12 protein-coding genes are annotated in these 13,918 nt (G+C 72.0%); 5 read left to right on the top strand and 7 right to left on the bottom strand.

Annotation, left to right across the window (positions count from 1 at the left end; genetic code table 11):
* Window positions 1-108 precede the first annotated feature (108 nt).
* The 4 genes from V1L54_RS24885 (at window position 109) to V1L54_RS24900 (ending at window position 4,712) form a co-directional block, all read left to right on the top strand.
* Window positions 109-519, top strand: a complete 411-nt coding sequence (locus V1L54_RS24885) for a BlaI/MecI/CopY family transcriptional regulator (protein ID WP_330120357.1) — start codon at window positions 109-111, stop codon at window positions 517-519.
* A gap of 9 nt (window positions 520-528) precedes the next feature.
* Entirely contained in the window at window positions 529-1,056 is a 528-nt protein-coding gene (locus V1L54_RS24890) for an amino-acid N-acetyltransferase (protein ID WP_330120358.1), read from the top strand.
* 171 nt (window positions 1,057-1,227) lie between these two features.
* The gene (locus V1L54_RS24895) at window positions 1,228-1,560 is read left to right on the top strand and encodes a histone-like nucleoid-structuring protein Lsr2 (RefSeq protein WP_330120359.1); all 333 of its coding nucleotides are present in this window, start codon (window positions 1,228-1,230) and stop codon (window positions 1,558-1,560) included.
* 626 nt (window positions 1,561-2,186) lie between these two features.
* Window positions 2,187-4,712 carry an ATP-dependent Clp protease ATP-binding subunit gene (locus V1L54_RS24900; RefSeq protein ID WP_330120360.1) on the top strand — a complete coding sequence of 842 codons (2,526 nt, stop codon included), beginning with the start codon at window positions 2,187-2,189 and terminating at the stop codon, window positions 4,710-4,712.
* 100 nt (window positions 4,713-4,812) lie between these two features.
* Here the strand turns inward: V1L54_RS24900 and V1L54_RS24905 are convergent, their stop codons facing one another.
* Window positions 4,813-7,374 carry an NACHT domain-containing protein gene (locus tag V1L54_RS24905; RefSeq protein WP_330120361.1) on the bottom strand — a complete coding sequence of 854 codons (2,562 nt, stop codon included), beginning with the start codon at window positions 7,372-7,374 and terminating at the stop codon, window positions 4,813-4,815.
* A gap of 156 nt (window positions 7,375-7,530) precedes the next feature.
* On the opposite strand from V1L54_RS24905, the gene V1L54_RS24910 reads away from it, so the two are divergent.
* Window positions 7,531-7,980, top strand: coding sequence for a VOC family protein (locus tag V1L54_RS24910; protein ID WP_330120381.1), 450 nt, complete (start codon window positions 7,531-7,533; stop codon window positions 7,978-7,980).
* 69 nt (window positions 7,981-8,049) lie between these two features.
* Here the strand turns inward: V1L54_RS24910 and V1L54_RS24915 are convergent, their stop codons facing one another.
* The 6 genes from V1L54_RS24915 to V1L54_RS24940 all read right to left on the bottom strand — a co-directional run bounded on the left by V1L54_RS24915 (window position 8,050) and on the right by V1L54_RS24940 (window position 13,771).
* The gene (locus V1L54_RS24915) at window positions 8,050-9,402 is read right to left on the bottom strand and encodes a sensor histidine kinase (protein ID WP_330120362.1); all 1,353 of its coding nucleotides are present in this window, start codon (window positions 9,400-9,402) and stop codon (window positions 8,050-8,052) included.
* 7 nt (window positions 9,403-9,409) lie between these two features.
* A complete protein-coding gene (gene cseB / locus V1L54_RS24920; protein WP_330120363.1) occupies window positions 9,410-10,114 on the bottom strand; it encodes a two-component system response regulator CseB in 705 nt (234 codons plus the stop codon).
* Between the two features lie 9 nt (window positions 10,115-10,123).
* Window positions 10,124-10,975, bottom strand: coding sequence for a hypothetical protein (locus V1L54_RS24925; protein ID WP_330120364.1), 852 nt, complete (start codon window positions 10,973-10,975; stop codon window positions 10,124-10,126).
* Window positions 10,976-11,037: 62 nt separating this feature from the next.
* Window positions 11,038-11,640, bottom strand: a complete 603-nt coding sequence (locus tag V1L54_RS24930) for a SigE family RNA polymerase sigma factor (RefSeq protein ID WP_330120365.1) — start codon at window positions 11,638-11,640, stop codon at window positions 11,038-11,040.
* 359 nt (window positions 11,641-11,999) lie between these two features.
* Window positions 12,000-12,962, bottom strand: a complete 963-nt coding sequence (locus V1L54_RS24935) for an iron-sulfur binding domain-containing protein (protein ID WP_330120366.1) — start codon at window positions 12,960-12,962, stop codon at window positions 12,000-12,002.
* Between the two features lie 167 nt (window positions 12,963-13,129).
* On the bottom strand, window positions 13,130-13,771 hold the full coding sequence (locus V1L54_RS24940; RefSeq protein ID WP_330120367.1) for a phosphatase PAP2 family protein: 642 nt from the start codon (window positions 13,769-13,771) through the stop codon (window positions 13,130-13,132).
* Window positions 13,772-13,918 lie beyond the last annotated feature (147 nt).

Consider the following 13,918-nt stretch of genomic DNA (forward strand, 5'->3'; position numbering starts at 1 on the left):
GGGGACGTGACGGACGTGCCCCGCGGCGCACGCCTTTTCCGTCCGCGGCCCGGCGGATGAAGCGGTGCGTACGGGGCATTTCGCCCATACGGGACTATCGTTATTCCCGTGCCCCGGCCACTCGGAGAGTTGGAAGACGCGGTGATGACACGGGTATGGCGGTGGAACCGCCCGGTCACGGTGCGAGAAGTGCTGGACGACCTTCGGCGGGAACGGCCGATCGCATACACCACCGTCATGACCGTAATGGACAACCTCCGGGAGAAGGGCTGGCTGCGGCGCGAGCGAGAAGGCCGGGCCTATCGATATGAAGCGGTCTCCACCCGGGCCGCCTACTCCGCGGCACTGATGAACAACGCATGGTGCACGAGTGACAACCCCGCCGCGGCGCTTGTGGCGTTCTTCGGCATGATGTCGGCGGAACAGCGGGAAGCCCTGCGGGATGCCTTGCGGGTCGTGCAGCCGGAAGGCGTGCATCTCGATGCCCCCGGGGGAAGCGGCGGGGCTTCGGAGCGATAGCGTCCGGACATGCCAGAAGCCCTGAGCCCGGTAAGCGAGGTCACCGTCCGCCGCGCGAGAACCGGTGATGTGCGTGCCGTGCGCCGCCTCATCGACACGTACGCGCGCGATCGCATCCTGCTCGACAAACCGATGGTGACGCTTTACGAGGACATCCAGGAGTTCTGGGTCGCCGAACGCGACCACGACGCCCGGGTGGTGGCCTGCGGCGCCCTCCACGTCATGTGGGAGGACCTGGCCGAGGTCCGCACGCTGGCGGTGGACCCCGCGCTCAGGGGCACGGGGGTGGGGCACCTGGTGCTGGAGAAGCTGCTGCAGACCGCGCGCTGGCTGGGAGTGCGGCGCATTTTCTGTCTCACCTTCGAAGTGGACTTCTTCGCCCGGCACGGCTTCGCCGAGATCGGCGAGACGCCGGTCGACGGGGATGTCTACAGCGAGCTGCTGCGTTCCTATGACGAGGGGGTGGCCGAGTTCCTCGGTCTCGAACGGGTGAAACCCAACACCTTGGGCAACACACGGATGCTGCTGCACCTATGAGCCGCCGGTGCCGTGTGGCCTATGTCCGAAAGGTCCCGCCAATCCGGCTGGATCCGCCGGGCAAACTTCCCCGAGGGTTTGTGTTTTCCCCGAAAAAGCGGTTTGCTTTCTTCGTCAGCATCAGTAATCGGTTTTCGATGACTGACCGCACACGACGAATGGGAGTAACCGGTGGCGCAGAAGGTCCAGGTCCTTCTTGTTGATGACATCGACGGCGGTGAGGCGGACGAGACGGTGACGTTCGCCCTCGACGGCAAGACCTACGAGATCGACCTCACCACCGCCAATGCGGACAAGCTCCGAGGTCTGCTCGAGCCTTATGTGAAGAGCGGCCGCCGCACCGGTGGACGTACGGCCCGCGGCAAGGCCCGTACGGCCGGCGGTGGCGGCAGCCAGGACACCGCGAGGATTCGCGCGTGGGCCAAGGAGAACGGCTACGAGGTCAACGACAGGGGTCGGGTCCCCGCCAACATTCGCGAGGCCTACGAGAAGGCGAACGGCTGAAAGTCGCGCGCGGTGGCGTTCCGCCCGCCGGAGCGACCGCTCCGTACCGGCCGGGGCGCCGGCCGGAGCCGTTCCGCAACCCCGCCCGGGAGGCCGCGGTCGCACAGCGGCCTCCCGAGGGCCGTACGCGGGCCGGGCCGCGGGGCCCGGTCACGCACCGCCGCCGTCCGTCACCCGGCGTGCCGGAGTGTCGTGGTTGAGCGGGCGTCGTCCGCCGCGCAAGAGTGTTCGCCAGTAGCGGATGCGCCCCCCGTGCCCCGCATGGACTGTCAGTGTCCCGGGGTAAGAAGTCGGTTAGGAAATCCCACGTGGAACGGGGGTGCGGCACCGGCGATGGAGCGGTGGACGGGCGTGTCGGCCATGGGGCGTTCGCCGTCGGCGTAGTGGAAGCGGGCGGATATGTCTGGCCTGCGGGAACATCGTCTCGCACCATCGGGTTGGAACTGTTGTCGGCTGTCCGGGGCGAGGGCGGGAAGGTGTACGGCTTTCCTCCGCCTCAGCGCGGGGGCGATCCGGACGGGTGTCGGCAGTCGGAACGAGCGGTCCCCGCTTGCGGGACTAAGCTGCGGAAGGACAGGGAGGGGACCGACCCCTTACTGCCTGACCGCTCTGAGGAGCGATTAACGATGTTCGAGAGGTTCACCGACCGCGCGCGGCGGGTTGTCGTCCTGGCTCAGGAAGAAGCCCGGATGCTCAACCACAACTACATCGGCACCGAGCACATCCTCCTGGGACTGATCCACGAGGGTGAGGGTGTCGCCGCTAAGGCCCTGGAGAGCCTCGGGATTTCGCTCGAGGCGGTCCGCCAGCAGGTGGAGGAGATCATCGGCCAGGGCCAGCAGGCCCCGTCCGGCCACATCCCCTTCACCCCCCGTGCCAAGAAGGTCCTGGAGCTGTCGCTCCGCGAGGCCCTTCAGCTCGGCCACAACTACATCGGTACGGAACACATCCTGCTCGGCCTGATCCGCGAGGGCGAGGGCGTCGCCGCCCAGGTCCTCGTGAAGCTCGGCGCCGACCTGAACCGGGTGCGGCAGCAGGTCATCCAGCTGCTGTCCGGCTACTCCGGGGGCAAGGAGACCGCCGCCGCCGGCGGTCCCGCCGAGGGCACGCCCTCGACCTCCCTGGTGCTGGACCAGTTCGGCCGCAACCTCACCCAGGCAGCCCGCGAGTCCAAGCTCGACCCGGTCATCGGGCGCGAGAAGGAGATCGAGCGGGTCATGCAGGTGCTGTCCCGCCGTACCAAGAACAACCCGGTCCTCATCGGCGAGCCCGGCGTCGGCAAGACGGCGGTCGTCGAGGGCCTGGCCCAGGCGATCGTCAAGGGCGAGGTGCCCGAGACGCTCAAGGACAAGCACCTGTACACGCTGGACCTGGGCGCCCTGGTCGCCGGGTCCCGCTACCGCGGTGACTTCGAGGAGCGCCTGAAGAAGGTGCTCAAGGAGATCCGCACCCGCGGCGACATCATCCTGTTCATCGACGAGCTCCACACCCTGGTGGGCGCGGGCGCCGCCGAGGGCGCGATCGATGCCGCCAGCATCCTCAAGCCGATGCTGGCCCGCGGTGAACTCCAGACCATCGGCGCGACGACGCTCGACGAGTACCGCAAGCACCTGGAGAAGGACGCGGCCCTGGAGCGCCGCTTCCAGCCCATCCAGGTCGCCGAGCCGTCGCTGCCGCACACCATCGAGATCCTCAAGGGTCTGCGCGACCGCTACGAGGCGCACCACCGGGTGTCCATCACGGACGCCGCCCTGGTGGCCGCCGCGCAGCTCGCCGACCGCTACATCTCCGACCGCTTCCTGCCCGACAAGGCGATCGACCTGATCGACGAGGCCGGCTCCCGGATGCGCATCCGCCGGATGACCGCCCCGCCGGACCTGCGCGAGTTCGACGAGAAGATCGCGAACGTGCGCCGGGACAAGGAGTCCGCGATCGACGCGCAGGACTTCGAGAAGGCCGCCTCCCTGCGGGACACCGAGAAGCAGCTCCTCGCCGCGAAGTCGAAGCGGGAGAAGGAGTGGAAGGCCGGCGACATGGACGTCGTCGCGGAGGTGGACGAGGAGCTGATCGCCGAGGTCCTGGCCACCGCCACGGGCATCCCGGTGTTCAAGCTCACCGAGGAGGAGTCCTCGCGCCTGCTCCGCATGGAGGACGAGCTGCACAAGCGCGTCATCGGGCAGGAGGACGCCATCAAGGCGCTGTCCCAGGCCATCCGCCGTACGCGGGCCGGTCTGAAGGACCCCAAGCGTCCCGGTGGCTCGTTCATCTTCGCCGGCCCCTCGGGTGTCGGTAAGACCGAGCTGTCCAAGACGCTGGCGGAGTTCCTCTTCGGCGACGAGGACGCGCTGATCTCCCTCGACATGTCGGAGTTCAGCGAGAAGCACACCGTCTCGCGGCTGTTCGGCTCGCCTCCCGGCTACGTCGGGTACGAGGAGGGCGGCCAGCTGACGGAGAAGGTGCGCCGCAAGCCGTTCTCGGTCGTCCTGTTCGACGAGGTCGAGAAGGCCCACCCGGACATCTTCAACTCGCTGCTGCAGATCCTGGAGGACGGTCGCCTGACCGACTCCCAGGGCCGGGTCGTGGACTTCAAGAACACCGTCATCATCATGACGACCAACCTCGGCACCCGGGACATCTCCAAGGGCTTCAACCTGGGCTTCGCCGCCCAGGGTGACGTCAAGACCGGCTACGAGCGGATGAAGAACAAGGTCAACGAGGAGCTCAAGCAGCACTTCCGGCCGGAGTTCCTCAACCGTGTCGACGACACGGTAGTCTTCCACCAGCTCACCGAGACCGACATCATCCAGATCGTCGACCTGATGATCGCCAAGGTGGACGAGCGGCTGAAGGACCGTGACATGGGCATCGAGCTCGGTACGGACGCCAAGAAGCTGCTCGCCAAGAAGGGCTACGACCCCGTCCTGGGCGCCCGGCCGCTGCGCCGGACGATCCAGCGGGAGATCGAGGACATCCTGTCGGAGAAGATCCTCTTCGGCGAGCTGCGCCCCGGTCACATCGTGGTCGTCGACACCGAGGGCGAGGGTGAGGCGAAGAAGTTCACCTTCCGCGGTGAGGAGAAGTCGGCCCTGCCGGACGCCCCTCCGGTGGAGTCGGCGGCGGGCGGCGGCCCGAACCTCTCCAAGGAGGCGTGACGCCTCCCGGCGCGTAGGCGCCGGGCAGCACCACCGAGCCACACGACGCGGCCCGGGACCTCGGAAGGGGTCCCGGGCCGCGGGTGTGTGGGTGGGTGAATCAGGGCTCGGAGCGGAGTTCGATGCCCGGAGGCAGCTTCTCGACCGACCGGAGCCTCGTCACCAGGACTCGCAGCCGGGGGAAGACCTCCAGCCAGGAGAAGTCCGGTGAGTATGTATCGGCACGGATCCACAGATGGGTCAGCGTGCCCGCGTCGATGTTGTCGATCAGGCGTGCGGGCTTGAGGGAGAAGCACCGGTACTGGATACGGGAACGGCCGCCCAGCGCGCGCAGAGCGCGCAGGTCGTCCGTGCTGCGGGCGGAGAAGTACAGATCCTCCTCGTCGAGGTGGGCGAGGATCTCCTCGGCGTAGGTCTCGCGGTCGAAGCGGTGCCAGGACCAGGCGAGCTGGCGGCGCACGCCGAGTGAGGGATGGCTCCGGTACCGGGTGAGCAGGGGGAGTGCCGCGTCGGTGCCGATACGGGTGGCGGTGACGACGACCGCCTCCGCCACCTCGTCCGGCAGCCCCTCGGGGCCGGGCAGCAGCTCCAGGACGAGTGGCCCGCCGAAGTCGGCGAGGGCGCGAGCGGTGCGTGGGTCCCGCGGTGGCAGCAGCTCACCGGCGAGGGAGCGCACCTGTTCCCGCACCGTGGGATCCAGCTCGGTGGCCTGCTCCAAGCAGGCCAGTGCCAGCAGCACACGGCGGACGGCCGTGCCCTCGCCCAGGACATCGCCGAGCACCCCGGTGATGATGCGGGCGCGCTCGTCCGGGCGGGCGTGGGCGACGGCCATCCGCACCACGTCCTCCAGTTCGGTCCGGTCCGCGTTGTCCACCAGCCACGGGAAGTCGCGGGCCTCCACCAGCGCTTTCGCCGCCAGGTAGTCCTGGAAGGTGCGGTGGACGAAGTCGACCCGGCCCGCGACGGGCTCGCGCAGCAGGCCGCTGCGCTCCAGCAGGTACCGCAGCACCTCCTCCGGGCCGGCCTCGAGGTACGCCATCATCGGCAGCGCGTCCCCCAGGACGGCCAGTGCGTCCGCGCGGTCCATCTGGGCGCGGTCGTTGCGCACCATCCAGTACGCCAGCTTCTGCAGCAGGGTGATCTGCGGCTCCTTGGCCAGCCGCAGATCACCGTCCCGGTGCATGCCGCGCTCGACGTCGCGGCGCTCCAGCAGCATCGACAGCGCCGCCTCGTACAGGTCCCGGCGGCTCTGCGGAAGGAAGCCCCGGCGCTCGCGGTGCAGGGCGCACAGCAGGCCGCACATCAGCGGGTTGGTGGCCAGCCGGCCCAGGTCCTGCTTGGTGCGCAGGGCGGTCAGCAGGGAACGGGCCATCTCGGGGTCCGCCCCGGCGGCGGTGTGCCAGCGCGTCACGAACGCCGCCACGTCGTCCCGGTCCATCGGTGTCAGGGACAGCTCACCGAAGCCCTGGGAGGCCAGCCACTCGTCGCGCACGGCCGAGGGGCGGGAGGTGACCAGCCAGAGGTTGTCCGGGAAGGCGCCGAGCAGGTCGTCCAGCCGGCGGCGGGTCTCCTCGCGCTCCCGTTCGGGGATCTCGTCCACGCCGTCGACCAGCAGCAGTCCGCGCCCGTCCGCCAGCACCCGGTCCGCCCAGCCCGGCGGCTGGGCCCCGGCGAGCGGGCAGCGCACCGCTTCCAGGAAGCGGTCGGGGGTGGGCAGCCCGCCGGTGGCGGCGAAGGCGCGCAGCGGCAGGACGAAGGGGACGCGGCCGGTGAGCTCCGGGTGCGGTACGTCCTCCGCGTCCGGCGACCGTACCGCCGTCACCGCGAGCCACTGCACCAGCGTGGTCTTGCCCGAGCCGGCCGCCCCGCGCAGCAGCACCCGGGTGCGGCCGGTGAGGATCCGGTCGGTGCGGACCGGGACCGGCTGCTCGCCCGCGCCGTCGTCCCGGCTCGCCTCCAGGGACAGGAACGCCGTGTCGAGCCGCCACTCGCGCGAGTGCGCCAGGTCCAGACCGTAGATCGTCAGACGGCTGTGCTTACGGGCGACGTAGTCGGCGTACCGGCGCTCGAACGCCGCGTCCTCGGCGGAGCGGGCGGCCAGGGCGCGGGCCCTCCCGGCCGCCGGGGACAGGCTCGCCTCCAGCGCCGCGAGCCGCCGGGTCTGCTCCACCAGGGTGCGGGGGATGAACGTGGAGCGCTGGGTGAAGAAGTGCAGGAGCTGGCGGCAGGCGGCCTCCAGCAGCGCGTCGTGCAGGACGGCCGCGCCCCCGGCCAGGTCCCGGGTGGGCTCCCCGGCCGCCGCGCGCAGTCGCCGGGCCAGTTCCCGCTCGCCCAGCTCGACCGCCTGGACGTCGTCCATGTCCAGATCGCCCAGCGCGTACAGGGTGCGGGCCAGGGCGTGGGCGGTGGCCCGCTCCTCGTGCGCGGGCAGCCGCTCGGCTGCCGGAAGCGGCTCGACGGCCCGCGCCACCAGCTCGTCCGCGAGCTTCTCCAGCTCCTTCTCGCCCAGGGTGCGCTTCTCGCCCCGGAAGGAGAGCCGGCCGCTCAGCCGCACCGGCCGGTCGGCCAGTCCCGCGCCCGGGCCCTCCCGCACCAGCAGTTTCCGCACCAGCGGCGCGACGGCGCCCGCCGCCAGCCGCGCCCCGACGGTCGCGGCGTCCATGGCTCCCCCCGTGGGCTTCTCAGGCTCTTCCCGGGGAGATCGTAGGGCGGCCGGCAGGGCCGTGCACGAGCATCGGAGAGCTGGGTTCGGGGAGTGTGATTGCGGAGAAGCAAGGGGGTGAGAGCACGGGTCCACGACCGGCTTCGGGAGCACACCATGATCAAGGGAATGTCCGCGGTCACCGTCTGGTCCACCGACCAGGACCGGGATCTGCGGTTCTTCGTCGAGAAGCTGGGCTTCGAGTTGCGCGGTGACATCACCGTGGACGGCACGCGCTGGGTCACGGTCGGTGTCGGGGACCGGCCGGACGTCGAGCTGACCCTGGTGCGCACGGATGCCCCCGGTCTCGACCCGGAGTCGGTCGAGGCCCTGACGAGACTGGTCGGCAAGGGGGTGCTGGGCGCCGGGGCGCTGCGGACGGACGACTGCCGCGGCACCTACGAGAAGCTCAGGGCACGGGGCGTGGAGTTCGTCCAGGAGCCGCGGGAGCGGCCGTACGGCATCGAGGCGGTCTTCCGGGACACCTCCGGCAACCGGTACGCGCTGACCCAGCGCCGCGAGGACTGGCTGGACCCGGACAAGGAGTGGTCGGAGGTCTGCGACTGACGGCGGCGCCTCCCGAGCGGGCCGCCTCCCGTACGAGGCGCCTCCCGTACGGGGCGGGCGCGGGCTCCTTCACACCAGCCGGGCGTCCGGCGGCGTGTGGGGGAGCCACAGGGCGGCCACCGCACCGTTCGGCCGGGCGTTGCGGAAGGTGAGCCGGGCGCCGAGCACCCGGGCCTGTCCCACCGCGATCGTCAGCCCCAGGCCGTGCCCGCTGCCGCGGTCCGGGCTGCCGGTGCGGAACCGGCTCGGCCCCTCGGCCAGCAGTTCCTCGGGGAAGCCGGGGCCGTGGTCGCGCACCCGGATCCGGCGGCCGTCGACCGCGACCTCGACGGGACCGCGGCCGTGGCGGGCGGCGTTGGCGAGGAGGTTGCCGAGGATGCGCTCCAGCCGGCGCGGGTCGGTCGTCACCACGGACTCCCGCGTGATGTTCAGCCGCGCGTCGGGCGCCATCACGTGCACCCGGCGTGCGACGAACTCGCCCAGCGCCAGTTCCTGCAGTTCGGCGCGCTCGGCGGCACCGTCCAGCCGGGCGACCTCCAGTACGTCCTCCACCAGGGTGCGCAGCGCCTGGGCCCGGTTGCGGACGAGTTCGGTGGGACGTCCCGGGGGCAGCAGCTCCGCGGCGGCGATCAGACCGGTCACCGGGGTGCGCAGTTCGTGGGCGATGTCGGCGGTTACCCGGCGTTCGGCCTCCAGCCGCTGCTGGAGCGCCTCGGCCATCCGGTCGACGGCGCGGGCCAGCTCGTCGGTCTCGTCGCGCACCCGGTCGCCGATCGAGTCCCGCACCCGTACCCAGGTCTCGCCCTCGGCCACCTGGCCCGCCGCCGCGGCCGCCTGGCGCAGTCGGCGGGAGAGCCGTCCGCCGATCAGCACGCCCAGCACCGTGCCGCCCAGCACCACCGCCACCGAGCCGAACACCAGCGCCCGGTCGAGGTCGGCGAGGACGGTGTAGCGGTCGGTGTAGCGGGTGCGCAGGGAGAGCACCCGGCCGTCGGGCAGCAGGGTGGCCGCCCAGACGTCGAGGTACTCGCCGTGGCCCTCCGTCACGAAGGTGGCGCGCTCGCCCCCGGCCACGGCCTTCCGCAGCGGCTCGGGCAGCCCGGGATCGTCGATCTCGGCGCCGAGGGAGATGCGGCCCGTGGACTCGTGCACCCGCTGGACGGTCAGCAGCCGCTCGTCCTGGAGATCACGACTGCTGTTGATCATCGAGGACTGGGCGGCGCCGTGCACCAGCAGGCTGAGCACCAGCGCCACCAGCGCGCCGACGATGGCGATGGCGGTGCTGAGCTTCCAGCGCAGCCCGGTGCGCGGTACCCACCGCCGGCCGCGGCGGGCGGTCTCCCGCAGCGGCCGGAACCTGGGGAGGGTCTGGAGCAGGCGCCGGTGCGGGCGCGGGCCGACGAGCAGATCCAGCGGGTCCATCCGCCGCTCAGCCCCTCAGCTTGTAGCCGAAGCCGCGGACCGTCTCTATGCGCCGCTGTCCGATCTTGCCGCGCAGTCGCTGGACATGGACGTCCACCACCCGGGTGTCGCCGCCCCAGTCGTAGTCCCACACCCGCTCCAGCAGCCGGTCGCGGCTGAGCACCGTGCCCGGGGCGGCGGAGAACTCCAGCAGCAGCCGCATCTCCGTAGGGGTCAGCAGCACCGGTGCGCCGTCGCGCCGCACCTCCATGCCCTCGGTGTCGATCTCCAGATCCCCGAACCGCAGGGTGCCCGGGCCGGCGGCGCCACCGCCGCCGTCCTGCCCGGCGGACGCGGTCGCCGCGTGGTCGAAGCGGCGCAGTACCGCGCGGATGCGGGCGACCAGCACGGTGCTGTCGAACGGTTTGGTCACGTAGTCGTCGGCACCGGCCTCCAGGCCCAGCACCACGTCGATGGAGTCCGCCCGCGCCGACACCATGATCACCGGCACCAGCGACTCCTCGCGGATCCGGCGGCACAGGCTCACCCCGTCCAGGCCCGGCAGCATCACGTCCAGCAGCGCGATGTCGGGGTGCCGGGAGCGGAACGCCGCCAGACCGTCCAGGCCGTCGGCGGCGGCCGTCACGGTGAAACCGTTGCGCTCCAGGGAGAGCTGGGTGGCCTCCCGGATGACGTCGTCGTCCTCGACGAAGAGCACGTGTGTATCGGCCATCGGATCCGCTCAACCCTCCTGGCCCGCTCCCGGACCGGTTCTTCCCGTCGTCCCCGTCGTCCTCGTGCCGTCCGCACCGGTGAACCCGCCGGACACATCCTCGACGACCGTCCGCCGGGGCTCCGGCTCCGGCGCGATCAGCTCGCCGAAGGACCGGTGCCTGCGCGCCAGTTCGACGAACCGGTCCTGCCGCCAGCCGTAGCTGACCACATAGTGGCCGGAAGGGCAGCATGCCGGGTCGCCCTCCGCGTAGACCTGGTGGGTCACGTCCAGCAGGGCGCCGTTCGTCTCGGCGCGCACGGGCGGGGTCTCGTCGGCGAAGACGCCGATGTACTGCCCGTTGGAACTCTGCCGGTAGACGTAGCTGCCCAGACCCATGTTGTCGGTGCAGTCGAAGACGTTGATCACGATATCCGGTCCGTGCTCGTCGCCCGTCAGCCTTCCGTACGCCACGTCCACCGGCCAGGTCTCGGCCGAGCACGGCCGCAGGGCCCGTTTGACGCCCTCGCCGACCTTGGGGTCCTCGCGCAGCAGGGTGAGGACGTCCAGCTCCCCACCGGTGTTCGGCGGGCTGATGGGCTGGGCGCCGGTGGGCAGCGGCGAGAGGACCGGCGCGTGGGGCAGCGACTCGGCCGGCGGTTCCGCCGGCGGGGAGGGCCGCGGGCCGGCGGGCAGCGGCGACGCCTTGGAGCGCGGTGCTTCGGCGGTGGTGGTGACGGACGTCTCGATGCGCACCCCGCTGCCGCCGCCGCATCCGGTCAGCACGGTGGCCGACAGCAGGAGGACGGCGGTGGCGCGGGCCACCGCCGTCCGGGTGCCGGAGGTCACCGACACCACCGGCCGTCTCCTGGCCTCACGCACCCGCCTCCTCCTCCGCTCCCGGCGGCCGCGCCGGCCCTGCCGCTCCGGTGGTCGGTGCCGTCTCAGCGCCTGCCGTTCCGCTGCGCCCTGTTGCAGTCCGCGCTGCTTCCGACGGTGCCCCGGTGTCCGGAGGGGCGGCCGTCCTCGTCACCGTGTTCCCGGCGGGCGCGATTCTCCAGCTCCTCGCGAAGCCGCGCCAGTGCACGGTGCAGAGTGCTCTTGACAGTACCGGGTGAGATACCCAGTGCGGCAGCCGTTTCCTCGGTGCTCAGCTGCTCCCAGTGGCGCAGCACGACCACACCGCGCTGCTTGGGGGCCAGGACCTGGAGTATGTCCAGCAGCAGGGCCCGGTCGGCGTGCTGCTCGGTGCCGTCCTCCATGCTGGCCACGTCCGGCGGCATGTCGGTGGGTATCTCGTCCAGGCGCCGGGAACGCCACCACTGGGTGCGGGTGTTGATCATCACCCGGCGCAGATAGGCGTCCGCCAGCGACTTGTCCGCGATGCCGTCCCAGTGGCCGTAGGTGCGGGTCAGCGCGGTCTGCAGCAGGTCCTGGGCGTCCACCGGGTTGCCGACGAGCCGGCGGGCGCTGCGCAGCAGGGCGTCCTGCCTGGTCCGGACGTACTCCTCGAAGTCCAACGTCTGGGGCGCCGTCGCCGTGCTCATGCTGTCTCCCCCTGATCGAGCGGGTTCCGTGGTCGGCGGCCCCGCTGTGGCCGGTACGGACAGAGACGCTAGGGAGGCGGTGTTGCGGGCGGCCCCACGGCGGGAGCACGGACAGTGCACGGCTGTCCGGCGGTTGTGTAACGACCGGGGAGCGGGTCCGGGACCGAGGGTGATGGCACCTGGTCAGCGAGGTGCGGAAAACACGCCGTCCGAACAGAGCGTGACGAAGAGGCGGATGTCACGGCGGAACATCACCGTGAGTGCGGGAGGGGGGCGGGTACGGCGGTGCGGCCGCCGTGGCGGCCGCACCTTCTTCCGGCTGTCTCTCGGCTGTCTGCCGGCTGCCCTCCGGCAGCCCTTCAGATGGTTCGCGGCCGACTCTGGGGCAGCCGGTAGACACCGCCCTCCAGCGGCTCGACCAGTCCGTCCGCCACCAGCCCGTCCAGGGCGCGGGACCGCTGCACCGGCTCGTCCCACACCCGGTCCAGGACGGCCCGGGGCACCGGGTCCACCGCCTCGCGCAGCACGGCCAGCAGCCTGCCGCGCACCTGGCGGTCGGTGCCCGCGTAACTCTGGGTACGGCGCGGCGGCCCGTCGTGCGCGGGCGAACCCGCCCGGCGCCAGGCGCACAGGTCCATGATCGGACAGTTCCCGCAGTCCGGCTTGCGGGCCGTGCACACCAGGGCGCCCAGCTCCATCGTCGCCGCCGCCCAGCGGGCCGCCATCGCGTCCTCCTCGGGCAGGACGGCCCGGGCGAGGCGGCGTTCGGCGGCGGTGGTGGCGGTCGGCGGGAACTCGCGGCCGCCGAAGGCGCGGGCGAAGACCCGCCGGACGTTGGTGTCCAGCACCGCGTGCCGCTGGCCGTACGCGAAGGAGGCGACGGCCGCGGCCGTGTACTCGCCCACGCCCGGCAGCGCGAGCAGCTGGGCGTGCTCGCGCGGCACGTCACCGCCGTGCCGTTCCGTTATGGCGGCGGCAGCGCCGTGCAGCCGCAGCGCGCGGCGCGGATAGCCGAGCCGCCCCCAGGCGCGTACCGCCTCGCCCGGCGGCTCGGCGGCCAGGTCGGCGGGACGGGGCCAGCGGGCGAGCCACTGCTCGTACACCGGCAGCACCCGGTTGACCGGGGTCTGCTGGAGCATGAACTCGCTGATCATCACCCCCCAGGCGCCCGCCTCGGGGCGGCGCCAGGGCAGGTCGCGGGCGTGGTGGTCGAACCACTCGACGACGGGGGTGTGGAGGTCGGTGGGGGCGGGGGAGTCGGGGGAACGGAGGCCGGCCGTGGTCGGACCGGTGGCGCTGTGCTCGGATGTGGTCGCAGTCATGGCGCTTCCGATCCTGACACGACAGAGCGCGGCAACGCAGCGGCCCGCGCCGGTGGGCGGTCGGCACCACCCGTCGTACCGCATGCCGCACCCGTTCTGCGGTATGCCGTGGCGGTGGCACTCCGGTCCCGCGCCCGTGCCGGCCGGTCCCGGGGCCGCCGCCGCGCCTACGGCACCGGTTCGGTACGGCCGAGCCGTACGCGCGCCCGCTCCACCAGTACGGCCGTCGGCCGTGCCGCCGCCCCGGCCACCAGCGGCACCACGGCCGCGCCCAGCAGCGCGCCCGCCGCCACGTCGTGCGGGTAGTGCACCCCCAGGAACACCCGGGAGAACGCCGTCAGCGCGGCCAGCGGCAGGACCAGCCAGCCCGCCGCCCGCCAGACGAGCACGACGGCCACCGCAGAGGCGGCCGCGAGGGTGGCGTGGTTGCTGGGGAAGGACCAGTCGCCCGGTGCGGGGCAGGGGGCGAGCGCGGGCGCCGCGTCCGCCACGGCCCGGCACGGCCGCTCCTGCCGCACGACCAGTTTGACGGTCTCGCTGAGGCCGTACGCCACCGCCACCGCCACCGGGCCGAGCAGGGCCCGGGCGAGCACTCGCGGTCCGGAACGCCGCACCCGCCAGCACGCCACCGCCAGCACGGCCGCGAGCACCAGCAGCCCACCCCCGGTGCCGTGCTCGGCGAGGGTGTGCGCCCAGCCGGGAGCGCCCGCGGCGAAGCCGGTGACCTCGCGGTAGAGGCCGTCGCCGGCGCCGGCGCCGGTGTGCGAGGGGAAGCGCGGAAGGAAAGAGGCATGGAGATCGCTGCTCATGCCCGAACGGTACGGAAAGTGCTCATGCGATCACACGCGGCCACATCCGGGTGTCGCCTCCGGCGGCCGCCGGGAAACGCCCGGCCGATCATCATAAAAGTTGTCCGCCGGTACGGCGGGTGAGGACCATGGGGCTCTTGATGTCTC

The sequence above is a fragment of the Streptomyces rubellus genome, assembly GCF_036323805.1.
Lineage (GTDB): Bacteria > Actinomycetota > Actinomycetes > Streptomycetales > Streptomycetaceae > Streptomyces.